The organism is Paenibacillus sp. FSL P4-0176 (assembly GCF_037975265.1).
GTDB classification, from domain to species: Bacteria; Bacillota; Bacilli; order Paenibacillales; family Paenibacillaceae; genus Paenibacillus; species Paenibacillus amylolyticus.
Genome location: NZ_CP150242.1, coordinates 428,808 through 449,790, shown reverse-complemented (window position 1 = coordinate 449,790; position 20,983 = coordinate 428,808). Strand labels below are relative to the sequence as shown.

Sequence of the window (20,983 nt, the reverse complement as noted above, 5' to 3'; positions counted from 1 at the left end):
CTCGATCCAAAAAAATCCCGATTCGGATGCCCTGAGCATCTCGGATCGGGATTTTCACATATTAAAACCTATTCGCTTTTGGATACTAGCTTGAAATCATCAAAGTGGAAACCTGGCGCTACTACGCAAGTTACCAGTACAGGCTCATCGCCCAGCGGACGCGCTGTCTGCCATACGCCGGCAGGAACGAGCACCTGTGGTGATTGCCCCGCAGCAATATCCATCCCCAGAACAAGAACTTCCTCGTTCTCCGGGTTCTCCCCATTGCCACCCAGCTTCAGTTCAACTGGACTGCCGCTGTGCCACAGCCAAAGTTCATCGGACAGAACCGTATGCCACTCGGAGATTTCATGTGCGTGCAGCAGGAAATACGTGGAACTTGCCGAGAATCGTGGACCGGAGTATGTATCCGGCAGAACGGACTGTGGAATCTGATAAGACGCCTTCCATTCTTCCTTATACCAACCGCCTTCAACGTGAGGTTGCATATTGAGCGCAGCAACCAATGGCGATAATTCATGTGTCGTCATAACCTGTTTCCTTCCTTCCAAATCATATTGAAGGCACTCCTTAACCAGAGTTTCGCCTCTCTCCCCCTACTCTAAAACATCATTCAAGTTTTGTCACCTTGACAGCACATAAGTGCCATGCCGAATTCATTCTCTCGGTATTTAACGATAGGATTAAAGAAATATTTCATTTCCAATGATAGCGTTTACAAAAAGATGGATGTTCCGTTATGATATGGATATCGTTGTTAATCCGTGAAGCAGAGGGGAGCTGTACCATGAGTCTCATAGAGGACCGGATTGGACCCAAATACCGAATCGGTGAACATTCATTTACCATTGAACATATGCGCAGACATGATGGGAATGGTATGCCACAACCTCACGCTCATCCATTCTACGAACTGTATTACTTACTTGAAGGTGAACGAGTGTATTCCATGAATGGTCAGATTCTGTCCGCCCGCAAGGGTGATTTTATTCTGATTAATCCACACGATGTACATACCACCTCCAAAGGAAGTATTCCCGGCTTCGAACGGATATTAATCGGTTTTTCTCCTGCTTTTGCAACGGGGATGGAACTTGGCATATGTGGTCTGCTGCCTTTTAATTGTTCAAGACTCCTTCGCCTGCCTGAAGCGGAACAGCCCGAGATGGAGCGTATATTGTGGCAGATGCTGCAAGAATGCAAAGAGCGACGCCCTCACTATGAGATCGCCGTAAGAAGTCTGCTTGCCCAACTTTTGATCCGTATCCATCGGGTAGAGGAGGACATCCGGCAGTCATGCCCCGGTCCCTTGCATCCGATGCAGGACAAAATCAGTGAAATTGTCACTTATGTGAATAAAAACTATACCGAACCACTTACATTGGAGGGTGCAGCCAATCGTTTTTATATCAGTCCATCCTATCTGAGCCGAATGTTCAGCCGATTTACGGGGTTTCGGTTTAGCGAATATTTGCGTGTTGTTCGTGTCCGGGAGGCACAACGAAGATTGCTGTCCACACAAGAGCGTGTCCAGATGATCGCTGAGAAGGTAGGATTTGAGCATACGGCTCATTTTAACAAAACATTCAAACAGGTTACCGGTACAACACCGCTGCGCTATCGTAAGGAACACCGGTAGATCATCAGATAACTTCATATAAAAGCCGAGTGGGTAGCCTCGCTCCAGAGATTACGCATTCCTTATATCAAAAGGCATCACGATTACTGGATCATGGCTGCACCACTACGGCTGAATTGGACCAAATTGTATAACCCTATTACATACTTTTTATCTACGAATGATCACGCCACTTCGCACCTCGGGACCCACAGATATCTGACGACCGTCTGTGTCTGCATCGCCTTCACGACATACAATGCCTGCGGACTCGTGTCCGGTCACCATCAGAAGTCGGCCATCCGCACCTTTTCCCTGAATGCTCTCTAGCTCCGCCCCTTTGCACTGGTGCAAATGAACCAATGGACCTTCAGTGATCTGCGCCTTCAATTCAGCGATATGCAGATGTTTTGCATGAGCACATTGGATACCACTGCGAGCTTGCACGTTGTAACGCTGGATGATCACCCCATCCAAAGGCTGTTCCGGCAATCCACTCACAAGCAACGCAGTGTCGGCACCCGCACAGATCACATCCGATATTCGAATATCTCGGAACACTGGCGTCTCTTCGCTAATCTCCTGAGATAGATCACTGCCCCGGGCAGACCCTTCCTGATTTGCATAGAAAAAGGAAAACGAGATCGCTTCCATAATGATATCTTTCATATATATGCGCTCAATCTGAATGTCCTCAACCATTCCGCCGCGCCCACGTGCGCTTTTGAAGCGAAGTCCAATGTCCGTTCCGATAAACGTACAATCCGACACACGCACATGCCGCACTCCACCGGACATTTCACTGCCAATTACAAACCCGCCATGACCGTGATACACCGTGCAATTCCGAATGGTGATGTACTCCGATGGAAGACCCAGTTCACGGCCTTCGGCATCCTTGCCTGATTTCAGACAGATCGCATCATCACCGACATCGAATACACTATTCTCCACCACCACATGACGGCAGGATTCAACGTCCAGCCCATCTCCATTCTGAGAAAACCACGGATTTCGCACACTCACGTTACGAATGGTGACATGCTCAGATGCCCAGGGATGCAGATTCCATGCAGGCGAGTTCTGGAACGTTGGACCGTCCAGCAATACCCGTTTGCATCTGCGCAAACTGACCATGTTGGGGCGTAAAAAGTCTCTGACTTCTTCATAGGCAGCGACATCACGTACCTGCTCCTGATGCAATCGATTTGCAATGGTGCCGCCCTCAAGTGCAGCTGTGGTAGGCCACCAGATTTCTTCATCTCCGCCGGATTGCTCTACAACACCACCGGAAGCGACCAATTGGTTCCATTGTGAAGTGGTCATTTTGGAGCGTTTCACCGGGCGCCACGCTTCCCCGCCCCCATCCCATATCCCCTCACCAGTAATCGCAATATCCTCCAGTTGATCACCATCGATCGGGGATTGGCAACGTACCACCTGCCAGCCTTCGAAGCTTGATGCAATTAATGGGTATTGATCAAAATCTCGGCTAAACGTAACCAGTGCCCCTTCTTCCACATGTAGTTCGATCCGGCTGCGCATTACAATCGGACCTGTGAGCCATACCCCGGCAGGAATGACGATTCTCCCACCTCCTGCTTCAGCACATGAAGCGATGGCAAGTCGGAACATCTCCGTATTATCTGTTACGCCGTCTCCAACAGCTCCATAGTCTGTAAGCTGAAAATCCTGAGCAGGGATGACGGGCAACTTAGCTTCATAAGCTCGAACATCGGACTGGGCACTTGCTCCTGTCGACATTGGGGAGTGATATGTATTCATCGTGCAGAATCATCCTCTCTACATGTAATGGAATTGTTATGGGATCAATACATCGCTTTTACTTTCCTTACTTACGTTCAAACGGACGCTCTCTCGCTCCATCATATCAATGGCATGACGTGTAGGGTTGAGCTTTCTTGCCATGTACACGTGGAACTTGATGCTATTTGTTTTGTTAATCAGAGTCATAAATCAAACATCACTTTCAGTATACTCTATACAACTATTCCAAAGGTTGGAAAGCAACTAGGAGAATAGATTCATTTTTCTATCAGGATTCGTCACAAGGGGTTTAGTAACATGACAGATATATAACATATTTTCTGGCTATAGCCCTAGGTAACCTATTACTTATGTCATGTTTTATCACAAACCAATTGCCATAAGCAGGATGACTATGTATGATTAAATAACTAGTTTCAATTTATTCCTTATTATTCCTTTTACACACAGACGTTGCAGAAAGGATGGGGTGTACTCTTGATTGAATTTAGGGGTGTCCAGAAACATTTCGGTCATTTTCATGTCCTCAAGGATATCCATCTTCACATTGAAGAAGGAGAAGTCGTCGTCATTATCGGACCTTCCGGCTCCGGCAAAAGCACGTTACTCCGCTGTATTAACCGCCTGGAGACCATTACCGAAGGTGAACTTGTCGTCAGTGGGATTCCTCTACATCAGAAAAAGGTGGACATTAACCTCTTCCGCCGTGACATCGGCATGGTATTTCAACACTTCAATCTTTATCCTCACAAAAAAGTCATCGATAACATTACCCTTGCACCCATGAAGGTGCGCAAACAACCCAAAGAACAGGCAGCCGCAACAGCAATGAAGTATCTGACCCGGGTGGGCATTGCCGACAAAGCAGACAGTTATCCCTCCCAGTTGTCCGGTGGACAGCAACAACGGGTAGCCATCGCCAGAGGACTCGCTATGGAGCCCAAAATCATGCTTTTTGACGAACCTACCTCTGCTCTCGATCCCGAGATGATCGGGGAAGTCCTCGATGTTATGCGTTCCCTTGCCCATAATGGCATGACCATGGTCGTTGTTACTCATGAGATGGGATTCGCCCGCGAAGTTGCGGACCGGGTCATCTTCATGGACGAAGGCCGAATTGTAGAAGAGGCCAACGCTGCTGAATTTTTTGACAACCCCAGAGAAGAACGAGCACAGCAATTCCTGAGCCGTCTGATTCATCATTAAGAATAATCCACTATTCCATTTTGAAAGGGGTCTTTTATTCATGAAGAAATTATTGAAATGGCCATCATTTATGCTTGTCCTCATTCTCTCCCTTGTATTGTCAGGTTGTAGCACAGGTACAGATACACCTTCAGCGAGCGGTGGTGGCGATGCTGAGGCGAAAGGCACGATTGAGCGGATTAAGGAACGCGGCAAGCTCATCGCCGGTGTGAAATACGATACGAAGCTGTTTGGCTTGAAAGATCCTGCAAGTGGCAACGTTGAAGGGTTCGATATTGATATCGCCAAAGCACTCGCCAAACAGATCCTTGGAGATGAGACCAAGGTCGAACTGAAAGAGGTCACTTCCAAGACACGTATTCCCATGCTGCAAAATGGAGACATCGACATCATCATTGCCACAATGACAATTACGGATGAGCGTAAGGAACAGGTAGATTTCAGTGATGTTTATTTTGAAGCAGGCCAATCCCTGCTGGTGAAAAACGACAGTGCGATTACCGGCCTAGAAAGCCTCAGCGGGGTGAAAGTACTCGCGGTGAAAGGCTCCACATCCGCTCAGAATATTCGCGAGAAAGCCCCGGATGCTGAGGTGCTTGAATTCGATAACTATCAGGATGCATTCACTGCTCTCAAAGCAGGTAAAGGCGAAGCGCTGACTACAGATAACATCATCCTCATCGGTATGCAACAGACGGATAACAGCTTCCAATTGGTTGGTGGCAATTTCACAAGCGAACCTTATGGTATGGCCATTCGCAAAGGTGACACTGCCTTCGTGGAGGAAGTCAACACGCTGCTCAAAAGCATGAAAGACAGTGGGGAATATGACACTTTACATGAGAAATGGCTGGGCGCGAAGCCCGAGTAACCCGAATTAAGATAGGTAAGCGGCGAATTCGTCTGCTGGATGCGAAGCATGAGCAGACGTAATCGCCGTTTCTACATCTGGAGAACGGAGGCTTCGCCTATATGGGCACATTGGATTTCAGCGTACTAATGCGACACTCGGATCGTTTTCTGGAAGGGTTCCTGAATACGATTCAAGTGAGCATTATGGCTCTCATTGGCAGCTTTATCCTTGGCGCGATCCTGGCTATCTTTCGGATATCCCCTGTGAAACCGCTGAACTGGATTGGCACGGCTTTTGTGGAATTTATCCGAAACATCCCATTACTTTTGGTTGTGTTTTTCTTCTATCTTGGACTGCCTGCACTAGGCATCTCGCTGGATGGATTTGTCTCCGGTACTCTGGGTCTGACCATCTACACCGCCGCTTTCATTGCCGAAGCGATCCGAGCGGGCATTCAGACGGTCCCGCGTGGACAACTGGAAGCAGCAAGGTCTTCCGGCTTGTCCTATGTACAGGCCATGAACCTTATCATTCTGCCCCAGGCCATCAAGATTGTACTGCCGTCCATCGGCAACCAGTTCATCAATTTGGTCAAAAACTCATCCATTCTTGCCGTTGTCGCCGGTATGGATCTTATGTATTTTGCCGACTTGGTTAACTCGGATACGTTCCAGCCGCTAAGTGTGTACACCATTGTTGCGCTGTTCTATCTGGTGCTGACACTACCACTCAGCTTCCTGGTACATTATATGGAGCGCAGGTTTGGACAGAGCGATGCAGAAGCGCGCAGCACCAAAGGCAAACCGAAAAAGAACAAACCGGCAGGTCAGGTCACCATGTAACAGATTGACTTGTACCTGCGCAGATTTTTAGGGAAATATATTGGCTTGTCCATGCCCCATCTATTGATCTTCGATATTTCATTCCTGCATACAGAAGGAGGCTAATAAAATATGGACTTTAGCGGGGCCTATGCGTGGCCCAACCTTCGTTTTCTGCTTCATGGATTCCTGATTACCCTGCAGGTAGCAGGGCTATCCATTATATTCAGCTTTGTGCTTGGCACTGTGCTGGGTACAATCCGATTTACCCGTATCCCTGTTCTGTCACAGATCGTCGCAGTGATCGTGGATACGATCCGGAATCTGCCGCTGCTGCTCATCATTTTCTTCATCCACATGGTACTTCCACAGCTCGGGATTAAAATGTCCGTCTTCTGGTCCACAGTTGTTGGACTGAGTCTGTTTGAAGGCGCGATGATCGCCGAGATCGTCCGTAGCGGTCTGAAATCCGTCGAGCGCGGTCAGGTGGAAGCTGCCCGCTCCTCGGGCCTGAGTTACATGCAGACTCTCGGTGGCATCATCATGCCACAGGCGCTACGCCGCATGTCCCCGCCGATGGTCAGCCAGTTCATCTCACTCCTGAAGGATACTTCACTGGCGATCATCATCTCTCTGCCGGAGCTGATGCACAACGTGCAGATCCTTGGCGGTCAAAGTTTTGATTACATTATCCCGGCCCTGCTGCTCGCAGCCGTATTGTATTTTGCCATCAACTACGCGCTATCCATTGTCGCAAGACGACTTGAGGCACGGATGAATTGAATGACTGAATGAATGAAGCGCTGAGAATAAGGCATGAGATAATACGAAACATGAAGGAGCATGACGGAACCGAGACCCCATGATTGATCAGATATGAAGAAATGAACTTGAAGGAAAGAACCTAATAGATGAAAAGAATGAAAGCGCCCCAAAGACTCTAAACCCACCTATGTAGTGGATTTGGAGTCTTTGGGGCTACAGTTATGCTCATCAATTCACAAGCTTCCCACCAATTTCTAACGAACTGAGGGAAGCTTATTTAGCCTTTTTCGGGACATTGCCTAATCTAACGAATCATAGACGCTCTATTCTTCCGATTTACCCCACTTTTACCCCCTATTACAGGGTTTTGAGTAAAATAACTTCGCTGAGATTCGTTACATTTTTCATTTCAGCTTATAGCCCCGAATTTAGACGTTTCAGGTTCGTTAAAACTTACGCCACCACCGCGAATTAAATAAACATCCACTTTCACTATTAATGATTCACCCGATTCACCCAATTCGTCCACAATCAGCTCATCCGCTAGATCGCCGCTCCGTTGTGACGTAATTCCGCCTGTAACAGCTCGATTGGCAGATCAACCGGGTCCAGCTTCATCTTCACTGTGAGTGCAGCAGCTGTTCCTGCGGCCTCCCCGGTAGCCATACAGCTTGGAGTCAACCTTGTCGTTGCATGCGCCTCATGTGTGGTGGAGATGCAGCGTCCTGCCGCCAGCAGATTGCGGATATTGCGAGAGATCAGACAGCGATACGGAATATCGTACGCCCCATCCCCCTCTATAAAGGCAGCCACAACACCTTGACCCGAAGGGTCATGAATATCAATCGGATAACCACTTCTGGCAATCACATCGTCAAATTTCCGTCCTGCAACTACATCCGCTTGTGTCAATGCATACTGCCCAATGATCCGTCTCGATTCACGAATACCAATCTGCGGCGCTACTGCCGAGATCGAAGCCCGTTCGAATCCAGGCACATCACGCTGCAAAAACTCAGCGATCATCAGCACCTGTTTCCGGCCTTCCTGCTCCGCAGAGGTCAGATCCTCGGCATCCGTCGCATCGAGCCCCTGCACCCGGGTACAATTAATCAGCACTTCATCCTCTGCCGGTCCGGTAAAAAACAACACCTGGTCGCGATTAATCGGCACACCTGCTTTTTTCCACTGGGAATAGAAACCACTCACCCCGGTTAACGGAATGCTGTCCAGTTCAGCAAAAGGAGTTTTCACATAGAAGTCCTCCGGGTGCTCCAGCATGTATTGTTTCACTCGTCCAAGATCGACACCACGCATGCGGAATTTCATGGTCATTGGCTGTGACTGATGGTCGCCGTCTCGTCCTTTTGCCACAGAAGCACCCGCAAGATAAGCCAGATCCGCATCACCGCTTGCATCCACAAATACATTCGCCTGGAACTCCTTTCTTCCAGATTTGTTGGTCACTCGCACCGCTTCCACCCGATCCTCTACAACGACCACCTCGTCCACAAAGCTGTGCAATAACAGCCGGACACCTGCCTCCTGTAACATCTCTGCTGCAACCACCTGAAAGATGGCTGGATGGTACGGCGTGACGGTATGAACAAATCCAACCGTATCGCGCAGATGCCCCGGGGAGCCGCCACGTGCCTGCAAACGATCTACAATCTCCTGCGCAATACCTTTAATAACCTGCTCACCGCGCTCCGTATGGAAAGTCATCCAGGGATAGACCATAGCGGCGGTTGACATCCCGCCCACGAATCCATATCGCTCCACCAACACTGTTCGTATCCCCTGCCGTCCAGCCGCAATGGCTGCCGCTATACCCGCAGGACCCCCTCCCACAATAACGACATCTGCTTCTTCCTTTTTCATGCTCATCCGTTCACGCAAATGTTGTCCCTCCTTCGTTCTATTGCACGTATTACACGGCTTACTCTTTCAGTCCCGTCATGGCAACCCCTTCAATGAAGCGCCGCTGTGCCAGAAAAAAAACAATTAACAGTGGCAAGGTTGCCATGACGGTGGCACTCATCAGATATTGCCAGGCTGTACCCACTTCATCTGTAAACAGGGATAATCCAAGCGGCAGCGTCATTAGATCACGCGAGTTAATGAAGATCAACGGATCAAAAAACTCATTCCAGATCGTCACAAACGTAAAGATCGTCAGCGTAGCCATACCCGGCTTGGCAATGGGCAGCATAATTCGCGCATATATTCGGAATCGGTTACAGCCGTCCATCATCGCCGCTTCCTCCAGCTCCGTTGGCACCGTAATGAAGAACTGCCGCATCACAAAGATGCCAAATACACCACCCGCGCCAAAGATCGGCAATAATATCAGCGGAAGATGGGTATCAATCCACCCCAGCTGCCGCATGAACAGAAACATCGGAATTGCCGTCACCTCATGGGGGATCATCATCGCACTCAGCAGGATGAGAAATACCACATTGCGTCCCTTGAACGGAATTTTGGCAAATGCATACCCTGCGAGGGAAGCAAAGAATACAGTTCCTAGCACAACCAAAGCAGAAATGTAGATACTGTTCCAATAAAAACGGTGAAACGGAATCAATTGAAAGACATCGATATAGTTCTGAAATCGGAATGTTTCCGGTATCCACTGCGGTGGATAGGTGAATATGCTCTGGGGTTCCTTGAATGATGTCGATATCATCCAGATAAATGGCACAATCATAATGAGGGAAATCAGAGTCAGCAACAAATACGTCCCCAGAGTACTTCCTATCTTCCGCCCCGAAGGACTAGGCATCGCCTTCATTGAATACCCACCTCTTTCGGAGCTGCCATTGCAGCAGCGTCAGAATTAGCACGATAAAGAACAGTACATATGCGAGAGCAGAAGCATAGCCAAACTGAAATAACTTGAATGCTTTTTCCCAGATATAATAAACCAATACCTTGGTGCTGTTGCTCGGCCCGCCCTGTGTCATCACATAGATCTGCCCGAATACTTTGAGTGAACCAATCACGGTCATGACTACGGTCAAAAACACGGTTGGCGTGATCATGGGCAGTGTGACGTGAAAGAAAGTTCCCCTCTTGCCCGCCCCGTCTAATGTTGCCGCTTCGTACAGCGAACGCGGTACCTGCTGAATGGCTGCTATGAACAGCACCATGTTCAGACCTACATTTTTCAGCACACTTGTCACGATAATCGCTGGCATTGCCAGATCCTGATTGTAAAGCCAAGCCGGACCCTTGATGCCCAGCATCAACAGAAGCTGATTAATCAATCCAGACTCAGTCGCATACATCAGCTTCCACACGATGGCCCATACGATCAATGAGGTCATGACCGGAACAAAGATCGCTGTTCGGAAAATTCCGATGCCCCGCAGATTTCTGGACAGCAACAACGCAAGCAACAGGGCGAGCACAATATTAAGCGGCACCAGCCCCGCTGTGAAATAAACTGTATTGGCGAGCACTTTCCAGAACATCGCGTCTGTCATAATATTCCGGTAATTATCCAACCCAATAAAATGATGATCCCCCAGCAGCGGCCAATCGGTCAGGCTCATGTATAACGCGAGACCCATGGGAAATAACAGCAGCAGGGTAAACCCAAGCACCATCGGCGATACAAACAGCCAACCTGCGATCTGGGCCTCTCTGGCGAGCGGTCCCCCTCTTTTGCGCTTGTGTGAATGGGTCAATCAGGCCTCCCCCTTTTAATAAAATTTCCTCCGAAGCTGAACTCTGCGACGATTCTATACAAGGGGCTGTCTCAAAAGGAATGATCCCCCTCGCTCCAAGCGCTATCGGATCGACCGCATCTTATAAGGCAGATTTTTAAAGAATGCACTGGGTAACGAATCTCAGTCATGTTATATCTCTATAAAATGTCGCCAGAACCTTGGAAATCGACCAAATGGACGAAATAACGTCTCTCTGATTCCTTAAACTTCAGATCCGTACAAATGGGCGCGAATAACATGTCCTCGATTCGTTAGAACGAATGAATGCTAACATGGGGTGCCCCCCGTGATTCACGTGACTTTCAACTTATATAGTCCGGACGGTTCAGACTGTCCACCGCATTACGGAACCCGTTCACAGCCCTTCGCAACTGCTCCTCCGTGTTGCCTGTCACGACCGCCCCAAGCATGATCGCCTTTACCCCGGTATCGCGCAGCACCCGAACATCCTCCTGCACCAGCTTTCGCTGAGAAGGAACCAATACCGGTACCTGGGCTTGCAAGACCAGACGGCGATACTTGAGCACATCCGCGAAGCTGAGCGGTGTACCATATTCTTTTCCAGGTACAATGGATGCCTCCAGAGCAGTGAACCCGAAGTGAGCTGCCGATTTTACCAGGGAAGCATCATATTCTTCATTGATCGCAAACGTTGGGTCCAGCCCCAAGTCATTCAACATGAAAGATGGCAAGTGATGTGCATAGATGGAAGAGAAATCAAAACCCAGTCCGGAAAGCCTCTCCACATCCTCTCGCCTTGCTCCATCAATACTGCCAGAAGGTACGACCCCAAGCGGACCACCAAACTCACTGCGGATCGCCCGAAACACCTCGGCGTACATGTCCAATGGACCAAAATGATTCCCGCTGGCGCGATGACCAACATTATAATGCACCTTCAGTGCATCAGCGCCCTCTTCCATGGCTGCCCGTGCCAAAGCAATATCATTCTCAGGCAGGCTGATCACCAGCGACAGCGGTTTCTGTTCAAGTAATTCTTTGAATTTGCCCATCGTTCTCACCTCCGGTTTCGATCAAATGATTTAGGGTTGCAACACACTTTGGATCTCTTCCTGTATTTGTTTCAGGTTATCCTCAGCTGTCGCTGTCTTTGCAAACAGTCGGTCAAATCCCTGCAATACCGCATTGTCGATATCCTGCCAACGGATATGACCGGGAATTAAGCGCGCTTTTGGCATTTCATCAATGACCGCCTGCACGATATGCTCTTTGCTCGGGTTATTCGGCTGAAGAATGAATGCATCTGAGTTCAGAACAGAGGTACGCGGAGGCACAAAGTAGGTGGCTGTCGCCTGAATTCCCTGCTCACTGGCAAAATACTTCAACAGTTTCTTCGTTTCCTCTGGATGTTTGCTGTCGTTGAACATGGCATATCCGGCCTGCCCCAGCATTGGCACACTGCCTTGAGAACCGGAAGGCATAGGAGCGATGCTCCATTCAAAATCCGTAATCTCCCTTGCTTTGGAAACATAGCTGTAATTATCGAAGAACATGCCCACATTACCCGCATCAAAGCTGACCTGTTCGCCCGCCTTCGGGTGTGATTCATCGGTGAACATCATGCGTTCCAGCAATTCAAAAGTCTGTACGCCATAGGCATCGTTCCAGGTGAACGTTGTCATGCTTTCGTCGAATGGACCGCTTCCATTGGACCAGGAGTAGGAGGAAAGCACCGCCCAGGTCTTCCAGTCGCGAAAAAAGTTGGCGCCATAGACTCGGTTGGTCGCATCCTTGCTGGTAATGGCTTTGGCGGACTCTTCGAACTGTTCCCATGTCCATTGTCCTTGGGTAGCAAGTGTGTTTGGATCAGTCAGGCCGGCTTGATCGAATAGCGATTTATTGTAAAACATGACCACCGGAGGTGTAGAAAAAGGTAATCCCAGCAGTTGATTGCCATCACGGAACAAATCCAATGTACTTGGAATATAATCATCCAGCTTAAACTGTGCATCATCTTTAAACTCAGATACATCGGCCAGAATGTGGTTGGACTTGAATTGTGGTATCATTCGCTCCGATACCCAGGCGAGATCGGGAAGAGAGCCTCCGGCGGCAAGCACCGAAATCTTTTGCTGGTATTCTGCGAAAGGTACGGATTCCATCGTTACTTTGATGCCTGGATTTTCCTTTGTGAAGTCATCGATCAACTTGTTGTACACATCCATATGCGCCTGATTGCCCCACATCATGAACTTCAGCTCGACCTCTCCATTCTCTCCGCTTGAACTGCCAGATTCACTGCCGGAATTGGAGCTTGTGCACGCGATTGAAGCCATCATCATGAATATAAAAACCAGTATCAGTCCTGCTTTTTTCATGGAAATCCCCCTTATGGACGTCGTGGTATATATGTGCAACCAAAGTATAACGAAAGCATCGTTCCCCCTTAAATCACGTCAACTACAGAAATGGTATGGTTTTTCAAGAGATACTGAATCGGTCTCGATATTCTCCTGCGGTCCATCCCACCTGCTGCTTGAACACCAACATGAAGTGTTTGGGGCTCTGATGCCCGGATAACCGTGCCACATCATAGATTTTGAGACCCGTATTGATCAGCAACCACTTGGCCCGCTCCATACGTGCCTCTGTGATGTATTCGGAATAATTGATGCCTATTTCGTTCTTGAACAATTGGCTTAAATAAGTAGGGTTCAAGTTAACAAGATCGGCTATCGTCTGAAGTCGCAGATCTCCATCGGGATGTTGCTTGATGTGCTCCTTCACATCTCGGATAATCTTCCGTGTATCTCCACCAGCGTGTTCTGTTTTGCCAGATGGCTCAGGGATAGAAAGAGTTGTAATACCGTATCTGCGATCCAGCAGCAATTGAATCTTTTGTATGCATAATGCCAGTTCATAACGATCGATGGGCTTCAACAGGTAGTTCAACACCCCGAACTCCATCGCTCTGCGTGCATATTCAAACTCGCCGTAGCCGCTAATGATGAGCATTAGCAATTCAGGGTACATGTCTCTTGCTTTGCTTACCAAAGTTAGTCCGTCCATTTCACGCATGCGGATATCCGTGATTAACACGTCCGGCACCTCACATCTCAGAAAATCCAGCGCCTCGGTACCGCTCGACGCTTCGCCCGTTACCTGAAACTGAGAAGACACTTGTATGATCAGCTCCCTCAGTCCCTGACGGATGACCGTCTCATCCTCTACAAGCAATACTTTATACATGCGCTTCAATCCCCTTTCGGTAGAAGTTGAATGGATATCGTGACCACCAGTCCCTGCCCGGGACTTCCATCAATGCTTAGGCTGCCGCCTTCTCCATACATGAGGCGAAGCCTCTGAGCGATATTGTTAAGCCCCAGACTGTCCCCGGCATGGCAACGTAATGCCTCATTGGATGGCTGTTTTGATATGGACTCATTTAACTCGTCAATCTTTGCCTGAGTCATACCCTTACCGTTGTCTCGCACGCTAATCAGCAACTCATGGTCGAATTTCAAGGCAGATACCCAGATTACTCCTCCATTTTCCTGCCCTTCAATGCCATGGTAGACTGCATTTTCCACCAGCGGTTGCAATACCAGCTTGGGAATCAAATACTCGGCTATCCCTTCTTCGATATCATAGATAATCTCTAACTTGCCGTCGTAACGTACCTGCTGAATGCGTACATAGGATTGTACAAAAGCAAGTTCTTCTCCAAGTGGAACCATCCGGTCCACCTTATCAATCGTATAACGCAGCAGCTTGCCAAGCGCCGTCACCATGTCCGATACCTCAGCATGCTTCTGGCGAATGGCCATCATGTTAATGGACTCCAGCGTGTTATATATAAAATGGGGATTCATCTGGCTTTGCAACGCTGACAACTCTGCCTCCCGCTCTTGAATGCCCAGCAGAAACACCTCATTGAACAGCCGATGAATCTCTTTCATCATTCGGTTAAAGCCCCGGCTAATCTGTCCGAATTCATCACTGCTGAAGTGTGCTACACGCTGGCTAAAATCTCCCTGCTCCACCCGAATCATGTGGTGCTTCAGTCGAATCAGCGGCCGGGTGATACGATAAGATAACAGAACCGCCAGAATCGCTATACCCGCCATACATAACACAGCGAACCATATTGTGAAGGTGAGCATCTCACCCGACTCCTTTTGAATCACAGCAATAGGTGTAAGACTGATCACCGAAAGCCCGGAATAGCTGGAATGGTGTTTTACATAGAGATAAGACTGCCCATCCAGAATAACTTTTTGGTTTCCTGCATAGCTTTGAAGCTGTCCCTGCATTAGCAACTGGTCGTACGCAGACATCCCTCCGATTGAGGTCCGTTCGAACAGCAGACGCTGCTTGCTGTCTACAATCATCAGGCTTGCATCTTGCTCATAATTCAGATTGGATAACAGTTGACCGAAGGCCTCCAGACGGATATCAATCAGAATGTAACCCAATCGCTGGAGCGTGCCCGGATCTCGAAGCACTCTGCCCACCGATATATACGATTCTTGCTGACCGCCCGTGTAATAGCCGGGTTGATGCGGAGGAAGCAGACGCCATGTCCCTTCCGAGTCTTCAAGCTCTGCAAACCAATCATCCTGCCTACTGTCCCATACCGGCTTGACCGCCAGTGAATCGAGATTGGAGAACAAAATACCGCTGTTGCTGATCAGATGAATTCCCCGAATCTCGGGCCGGTCATAAGCTTGACCCGATGTGTAAAGCTTCATTTTCAGATAATCCTCAGACCTCGCCCATGTTCCCGACCCCATTGAAGCGTTGTATTTGCCCAGAATGCCAAGCACCATCTGATCGTAAAGCGGCAAGAGCGACAACCGCTCATAGTCCTTCAGCAGCCGATTCAGATTGGCGTTAATCTGGCGAACCATATCAATGGTGAACTGCTCGGTCTTGCGATCCATCGTCTTCGAGAAATGCTTGTAGTTCATCAATCCCTGCAAACTTAGCGGCAGCAACGTCAGCGCCAGGAACAACAGGAGCAACTTGGTGCGCAGATTTACATTTTTTCCAAAAAAAATGCGTACCTTGTCCATCATTTCCGTTCATCCCTCCCTCTCCCGATCATTGTATGAGCCCCCTTCACTGATCAATCTGGATATAACTGGGGTCATCATATCCAGTTTTAATGATCATCCGCTATCCTGCCAATCCTGGAATTGGTACGGAATTTCAAGTTATCCGCATAGGTTTCAGGGTGAACGCCAAAAAGCCGACTGTATCGCTACAGTCGACTACGCTATTTCTATAGAACACTAATTAGACCAAAAAACCGACTGCATTATGCAATCGGTTGTCTGTTCCTGAGATGGCTTTTATATTTGAATCGATTATATTCATTAATAAGCTCGTCCAGTACCATGGACTGTCGGAGGACTTTGTTGTCCTGCATGCCATGGTTCTCCGCCAAACGACTCAACTCTTGCCTGTTCCGTTCGATTTTATCTGTGATCTGTATCGGTTCACTCACAGCATGCACCCCCTCTTTGTATAACAGTTTAGGATACATTGCCAAAAAATTCATATTTTATTCCTTTGCAGAATAAAATATTTATTTACATAGAGATACTTTCAACATCAAGCAATTTGCATAGAGAGTTGACGTCTCTTCTTTTCTACAAGATGTGGGCAAAGAAAATTATAACATGTCTACATATCGTATTCGAGAATACGCGAATCCTTTACCGTTAAAGTGCGTTATGGACATATTATCCATTTTACCCTAAGTATCTCTCGCACCTTTCTCTCACGAGAAGTTAATAAATTTATCGAAAAGTAATCTATTTGTATAGGTAATTTTCATCACCGTTCTGCATACCAAAATAACGAAGTCTGTAGCCCTCTCGATAACGAACACGTAATGGATTAATGAAGGAGTCATTCTCAAACTCAATGTAACCTGTTAAATAGAGTAGGATCAGATATTCCTCAAAACATTGATTGCCAAGAGTTATCTCACTCTCTTCCATCCCATAAAATACATCGATCTCAAGAGTTAATAGAAGAGAAAATCCTCGCACAGTGGATCTGATTATCCATGCAAATTCCAGTGGCTCATGGATATCTTCATCCTTGTTCAGGCTAATTAATTGCTTGGTTCCCCTCTCATCCTTAAATACATAAGCTGCAACCGCCTGATCAAATCCCGCATGAGGGTCGTTGCGTAAGTCGGAAAACTCTTCTAAATCCACCTTCTCAGCGTAGTATTTCTTGGTTAGTCGATCATGAATTTGCTCTAAAGTGAATGGATTAGGGATGTTCAACGTCATATATTTGTCGTAAAGCTTCTGAATATCAATATGCAATGATAAATCCTCTTTTCGTTATGAATGATTTAATGGACATTACAAATAAGCGTCCCATCTCCAGATCCGGAAATAAGACGCATGTTAGTGTGGGACCTTAATTAACTGACTGATTAAGTTCTAGTATCCTCCCAAACCGTGATTAAAAACTGCATTTATAATAGAGTTTATACCGCCAGTTAAACTAGAGAACATGATGAACGAACTAAACAGTGTTAATACTAATTTTGCTTTTTTTATCATATCGACCGTAAACCTCCTTGATAAGACTTGTATATTGGAACTCTACTGAATCAGAAGCCTGAACTCTGTATTCTTCAAATAAACCCACACAATAAATTATGGTAGAGTCATCTTTGATCTTATGGGCAGATTTCAGACAGGTAAGTAGGTTCCTAAATCCTTCATGAAATCTTTCTTTGGATAACTGATAGAATGCTAATTCAGCCCAAAATTTAGTATATCTATCATCCTTTATTTGATCATTATAACTACTCTCATATTTACGATCGTCATATAACATATGAATATATAGGTCGAATCTTCTTAGGGCGTGGTCAACATTCAAATTATATAAATTAGCCGCTTCCATAACCTTAACCAGACCAAGAAGGGTTTCATTTTCATTCTCTTCAATAAAATCTAAATAGGAATTTAGTGAATCATAATTACCCATCATCAATTTGTACAGATAAGTATTAACTTCAGCCCAATCTTTGTATCTTTCAACAAATTCTTGATCCTCTGAAGTAGGGTCTTCAATAATAATATTTGAATAGAACGAAGTATACTCTAGTGCCCTTTCATACTCTTTACGTTCTCCCCATACTGTTGCAATTAATAAGTAAGCATAGTATTTATAAGTAAATAACGGGTGTTTGGAGGCTCTAATAAACTCCAATCCCTTTTTTTTATTTTTGTATTGTTCCAAAAATTTGACCCGTTGCAACAGTTCTTCAGCTAACTGGAACACTTTATCCCAGTGACATATCCCACCATATGTATTAGCCAACTCCCTTATCGCATCCAGCTGCCTCTCCTCATCCAGCCGATTAATATATGGCTCAAAATGCACAGCGGCCCGCAGGTTATCATGCTGGTCCTGGCCAAGAGATAACGTGAAGATACGATACTGGCACAGAGCCAGACGTTCCGAGTGTTGATATTTCTCACACTCCGCCACACATTCGTACAACATCCGTGCAGCCTTCGTCTGTCCACGTTCAAGCATGCCTTCCGCCATCTCGAACAATTCCGAGATATACGAGCGGTCATCCGTCACTTCCTGGATAACCTTATGAATACATTCCAGCTTGTCCAATTCAGCACAGCGTTGCAGGAATGGTTCCAGTCTCCTCCAATGAGGTGCCGATTCCACGAAACATTCAGCCCCATAAATCTCGTAGAAATACCCCTCTTCCAGCTTCATGCCTTGGGTAATCAGATCCAGTTGCGCCATAGCGATGGGCCGAGTCCCCTTAATAATTGCGCTAAGCGTTCCAGCGTTAACTCCCGATATATCGGCAAAATACTGCAGGGTGTACCCCTGTTTCCTGATGTAGTCCTCAATATATGAGCGTATCGTAGTTGTAGGTTCCATGTATCCCACCTCCACAATGAAAATCCATAATTTTGAATTTATATGATAAGCACAATTTTAATCCTAAATTTTACAGCGGTCAATAAAAATCGTGGCAATTCCCTTCACATTTATGCAAGGAGGCCTCGCTGTTCCTGCTTATAGAAAAAATCCATTAGAAGAATCCGTGAGAACGTGATACATTTAATCCAACTTACATATCCTACTATTTCAATAGGATTATACGACACAGATACTATCAATTCAGTTCGAGGAGAAGGTCAGATGAAATTTGCCTTGTTTAGTCTCATGATGAATCTGCCTAATGCCGTAACCGGGGAAGCTCTGACAACTCAGCAGAAATTCCATAATATATTAGAGCAAGCAAAGCTGGCTGAACGACTGGGTTTCGATGCCTATGGAATCGGTGAACGACACGGTGCGCCGTTTCTATCTTCCTCGCCACCTGTCGTATTAACGGCAATAGCCGCAGCAACCACACGCATTCGGTTACTAACCACCGTTACTGTTCTTAGTATACTTGATCCAGTCCGGGTTGCCGAGGATTATGCCACGTTGGATCAATTATCGGACGGACGGCTGGAGATGATCATCGGGAAAGGCAATGACCCTCGGCACTATCCGCTGTTTGGCATAAGCGAAGAGGAACAATGGGACTCACTCGATGAACGCTACCATCTGCTAAGACGGCTGTGGTCTGAAGAGAATGTAACCTGGCAGGGAACGTATCGCCCTCCGCTTGATGGAGTGACCACGTGGCCCAGGCCGCTTCAGCAATCCATCCCAATCTGGCATGGTAGCGCGTCCAGCACGGTCTCGACGGAACTCGCTGCCAAATATGGCGAGCCGCTCTTCACGTCGAACTCTTTTCACCCGCAAGCCAAATACAAAGCGTTGATTGATCATTATCGGGAACGCCTCGATTATTATGGTCATGATCCGCAGCAAGCAGTGATTGGCTCTGGTGCCGGCAGCCTCTATCTTGCGGATACGGGCGAAGAAGCCATTCGCCGTTATAAGCCATATTATGAAGCGTTCCATGCCACTGCCGCCGCACAGCATAACCAGTCCCCCTTCACCGATCTGGAGGATAACATTGCACGAGGCCCTGTGTTAATCGGCAGTCCGGAGCAGATCATTGGGAAAATTCTGGACTATCATGCCGCTTACGGACATCAGGTGCTGAGTATCAGCGTAGATGGACTGACGCATAGCGAGCAACTGGAGCAAGTGGAGCGTTTTGCCAAGGAAGTTGCCCCTGTATTACGCCGCGAACTGCCCAGTTCGGTATGGAATGAACCCCCGGTGTTAACCCAGCACTCATCCTTCCTTTCCTCTAATGTTACAAATTCATGGCCCACAGCCATCTCACCTATATTCCAGGTCTAACAATCTCCCACGTACAATATACATGGGCTCCTTCCAGGGTGATTCCTACGAATCGCCCTCTTCCCTCTTCCTCCCACTTGTATCGCGACTATCCCTATATCTACTTGGACTGAATGCCTTCCAACAATGAACGAAGCATCAGATCTACAAACGCATCATCCATCGCTTCCCCCGTCACTAACATACGATAGAACACCGGCCCATAGATCAGATCAATGTACAGTCCAATGTCCACCCCTGCCTTCAATTCGCCGCGCACCACACCCTTCTCCAGAATCCCCCAAGCTTCACGCCGACGTGGTTGGATGTATCTTGTACGGTATTCTTCGGCGAGCCCTGCATCCGACTGCCCTTCCCCAATAATCTGTGTAATCACTTTTCCTTCCCGACTGGTCAAAAAACGAACCAGATTACTCGCATGTATGCGTATATCCTCCAATACCGACCCTGTATCTGGCACTGGCAATCTTGCCGTTGCCGCAGACATATATCCGTCCATGATGACAGCGCCTTTATTCGGCCACCATTTGTAGATAGTGGCTTTGCTCACCTGTGCACGTTCAGCAATCTTCTCGATTGTAACCACCCCGAATCCGTGCTCCAACAACAACTCATACGATGCTGTAAGAATGGCATTCTGGGTTTCCATGTTACGCGGACGTCCTCTTTTGGCAGTCATCTTGAGCCCTCCTGGATGTATAAAATATATTTAATCATCAGTATTTTTCATAAAAACGATACGTTCATTATACTAAACTGCCATGAATACACACAATTCCATCCTCCGCTCACCTTTTCATCCTCATTAACTTTCTCATTAAAATATGTAGAGCCTATTTACAATACTATACGTTTAGTTTATTATATATTTGTAATTAGTGAACACACCGTTTAGTAATTAACG

At 47.3% G+C, this 20,983-nt stretch carries 19 protein-coding genes; 6 read left to right on the top strand and 13 right to left on the bottom strand.

The features are described 5' to 3' along the window. Positions 1-68: 68 nt before the first annotated feature. Positions 69-530, bottom strand: a complete 462-nt coding sequence (locus MKY95_RS02155; RefSeq protein WP_017691032.1) for a cupin domain-containing protein — start codon at positions 528-530, stop codon at positions 69-71. A 257-nt stretch (positions 531-787) separates the two neighbouring features. Here MKY95_RS02155 and MKY95_RS02150 point away from each other — a divergent pair, with 257 nt between their 5' ends. Next, the gene (locus MKY95_RS02150; RefSeq protein WP_036616653.1) at positions 788-1,639 is read left to right on the top strand and encodes an AraC family transcriptional regulator; all 852 of its coding nucleotides are present in this window, start codon (positions 788-790) and stop codon (positions 1,637-1,639) included. Positions 1,640-1,789: 150 nt separating this feature from the next. Here MKY95_RS02150 and MKY95_RS02145 read toward each other — a convergent pair whose 3' ends face one another. Then, positions 1,790-3,403: a glycoside hydrolase family 28 protein gene (locus MKY95_RS02145; protein WP_339196625.1), complete on the bottom strand. Its 1,614-nt coding sequence runs from the start codon at positions 3,401-3,403 to the stop codon at positions 1,790-1,792. Between the two features lie 480 nt (positions 3,404-3,883). Between MKY95_RS02145 and MKY95_RS02140 the strand changes: the two genes are divergently transcribed. From MKY95_RS02140 to MKY95_RS02125, 4 genes are all read left to right on the top strand, one after another. Next, complete coding sequence (locus MKY95_RS02140; protein WP_051449904.1) at positions 3,884-4,612, top strand: amino acid ABC transporter ATP-binding protein; 729 nt, start codon at positions 3,884-3,886, stop codon at positions 4,610-4,612. 40 nt (positions 4,613-4,652) lie between these two features. After that, positions 4,653-5,483, top strand: a complete 831-nt coding sequence (locus MKY95_RS02135; RefSeq protein ID WP_047840395.1) for a transporter substrate-binding domain-containing protein — start codon at positions 4,653-4,655, stop codon at positions 5,481-5,483. Between the two features lie 101 nt (positions 5,484-5,584). Next, entirely contained in the window at positions 5,585-6,307 is a 723-nt protein-coding gene (locus MKY95_RS02130; RefSeq protein ID WP_036616642.1) for an amino acid ABC transporter permease, read from the top strand. A 111-nt stretch (positions 6,308-6,418) separates the two neighbouring features. After that, positions 6,419-7,069: an amino acid ABC transporter permease gene (locus MKY95_RS02125; protein ID WP_076253898.1), complete on the top strand. Its 651-nt coding sequence runs from the start codon at positions 6,419-6,421 to the stop codon at positions 7,067-7,069. Positions 7,070-7,594: 525 nt separating this feature from the next. Here the strand turns inward: MKY95_RS02125 and MKY95_RS02120 are convergent. From MKY95_RS02120 to MKY95_RS02075, 10 genes are all read right to left on the bottom strand, one after another. Then, positions 7,595-8,932 carry an FAD-dependent oxidoreductase gene (locus MKY95_RS02120; RefSeq protein WP_339199886.1) on the bottom strand — a complete coding sequence of 446 codons (1,338 nt, stop codon included), beginning with the start codon at positions 8,930-8,932 and terminating at the stop codon, positions 7,595-7,597. 58 nt (positions 8,933-8,990) lie between these two features. Continuing rightward, on the bottom strand, positions 8,991-9,845 hold the full coding sequence (locus MKY95_RS02115) for a carbohydrate ABC transporter permease (protein WP_074093196.1): 855 nt from the start codon (positions 9,843-9,845) through the stop codon (positions 8,991-8,993). Then, positions 9,829-10,743: a sugar ABC transporter permease gene (locus MKY95_RS02110; protein WP_339196619.1), complete on the bottom strand. Its 915-nt coding sequence runs from the start codon at positions 10,741-10,743 to the stop codon at positions 9,829-9,831. The genes MKY95_RS02115 and MKY95_RS02110 overlap by 17 nt, the downstream gene beginning before the upstream one ends. Positions 10,744-11,087: 344 nt before the next feature. Beyond that, the gene (locus MKY95_RS02105) at positions 11,088-11,798 is read right to left on the bottom strand and encodes a hypothetical protein (protein ID WP_339196616.1); all 711 of its coding nucleotides are present in this window, start codon (positions 11,796-11,798) and stop codon (positions 11,088-11,090) included. A 30-nt stretch (positions 11,799-11,828) separates the two neighbouring features. After that, entirely contained in the window at positions 11,829-13,124 is a 1,296-nt protein-coding gene (locus tag MKY95_RS02100; protein WP_339196613.1) for a sugar ABC transporter substrate-binding protein, read from the bottom strand. A gap of 103 nt (positions 13,125-13,227) precedes the next feature. Beyond that, on the bottom strand, positions 13,228-13,995 hold the full coding sequence (locus MKY95_RS02095; protein ID WP_339196610.1) for a response regulator: 768 nt from the start codon (positions 13,993-13,995) through the stop codon (positions 13,228-13,230). A gap of 5 nt (positions 13,996-14,000) precedes the next feature. Further along, on the bottom strand, positions 14,001-15,824 hold the full coding sequence (locus MKY95_RS02090) for a sensor histidine kinase (RefSeq protein ID WP_339196607.1): 1,824 nt from the start codon (positions 15,822-15,824) through the stop codon (positions 14,001-14,003). A gap of 242 nt (positions 15,825-16,066) precedes the next feature. After that, entirely contained in the window at positions 16,067-16,255 is a 189-nt protein-coding gene (locus MKY95_RS02085) for an aspartyl-phosphate phosphatase Spo0E family protein (protein WP_315372307.1), read from the bottom strand. 310 nt (positions 16,256-16,565) lie between these two features. Then, positions 16,566-17,090, bottom strand: a complete 525-nt coding sequence (locus MKY95_RS02080; protein WP_339196604.1) for a pyruvate kinase — start codon at positions 17,088-17,090, stop codon at positions 16,566-16,568. A gap of 205 nt (positions 17,091-17,295) precedes the next feature. Continuing rightward, complete coding sequence (locus tag MKY95_RS02075; RefSeq protein WP_339196601.1) at positions 17,296-18,549, bottom strand: transcriptional regulator; 1,254 nt, start codon at positions 18,547-18,549, stop codon at positions 17,296-17,298. Between the two features lie 405 nt (positions 18,550-18,954). Between MKY95_RS02075 and MKY95_RS02070 the strand changes: the two genes are divergently transcribed. Further along, positions 18,955-20,079, top strand: coding sequence for an LLM class flavin-dependent oxidoreductase (locus MKY95_RS02070; protein WP_339196599.1), 1,125 nt, complete (start codon positions 18,955-18,957; stop codon positions 20,077-20,079). Between the two features lie 100 nt (positions 20,080-20,179). Here MKY95_RS02070 and MKY95_RS02065 read toward each other — a convergent pair whose 3' ends face one another. Continuing rightward, complete coding sequence (locus tag MKY95_RS02065) at positions 20,180-20,758, bottom strand: TetR/AcrR family transcriptional regulator (protein ID WP_036673094.1); 579 nt, start codon at positions 20,756-20,758, stop codon at positions 20,180-20,182. Between the last annotated feature and the right edge of the window lie 225 nt (positions 20,759-20,983).

What these genes read in the sequence shown, in the direction of transcription:
- MKY95_RS02095 (WP_339196610.1), bottom strand. Translation starts at nt 13,995, where the DNA reads ATGTATAAAGTATTGCTTGTAGAGGATGAGACGGTCATCCGTCAGGGA.
- MKY95_RS02155 (WP_017691032.1), bottom strand. Translation starts at nt 530, where the DNA reads ATGACGACACATGAATTATCGCCATTGGTTGCTGCGCTCAATATGCAA.
- MKY95_RS02100 (WP_339196613.1), bottom strand. Translation starts at nt 13,124, where the DNA reads ATGAAAAAAGCAGGACTGATACTGGTTTTTATATTCATGATGATGGCT.
- MKY95_RS02090 (WP_339196607.1), bottom strand. Translation starts at nt 15,824, where the DNA reads ATGATGGACAAGGTACGCATTTTTTTTGGAAAAAATGTAAATCTGCGC.
- MKY95_RS02135 (WP_047840395.1), top strand. Translation starts at nt 4,653, where the DNA reads ATGAAGAAATTATTGAAATGGCCATCATTTATGCTTGTCCTCATTCTC.
- MKY95_RS02065 (WP_036673094.1), bottom strand. Translation starts at nt 20,758, where the DNA reads ATGACTGCCAAAAGAGGACGTCCGCGTAACATGGAAACCCAGAATGCC.
- MKY95_RS02070 (WP_339196599.1), top strand. Translation starts at nt 18,955, where the DNA reads ATGAAATTTGCCTTGTTTAGTCTCATGATGAATCTGCCTAATGCCGTA.
- MKY95_RS02115 (WP_074093196.1), bottom strand. Translation starts at nt 9,845, where the DNA reads ATGAAGGCGATGCCTAGTCCTTCGGGGCGGAAGATAGGAAGTACTCTG.
- MKY95_RS02150 (WP_036616653.1), top strand. Translation starts at nt 788, where the DNA reads ATGAGTCTCATAGAGGACCGGATTGGACCCAAATACCGAATCGGTGAA.
- MKY95_RS02130 (WP_036616642.1), top strand. Translation starts at nt 5,585, where the DNA reads ATGGGCACATTGGATTTCAGCGTACTAATGCGACACTCGGATCGTTTT.
- MKY95_RS02105 (WP_339196616.1), bottom strand. Translation starts at nt 11,798, where the DNA reads ATGGGCAAATTCAAAGAATTACTTGAACAGAAACCGCTGTCGCTGGTG.
- MKY95_RS02125 (WP_076253898.1), top strand. Translation starts at nt 6,419, where the DNA reads ATGGACTTTAGCGGGGCCTATGCGTGGCCCAACCTTCGTTTTCTGCTT.
- MKY95_RS02145 (WP_339196625.1), bottom strand. Translation starts at nt 3,403, where the DNA reads ATGAATACATATCACTCCCCAATGTCGACAGGAGCAAGTGCCCAGTCC.
- MKY95_RS02075 (WP_339196601.1), bottom strand. Translation starts at nt 18,549, where the DNA reads ATGGCGCAACTGGATCTGATTACCCAAGGCATGAAGCTGGAAGAGGGG.
- MKY95_RS02120 (WP_339199886.1), bottom strand. Translation starts at nt 8,932, where the DNA reads ATGAAAAAGGAAGAAGCAGATGTCGTTATTGTGGGAGGGGGTCCTGCG.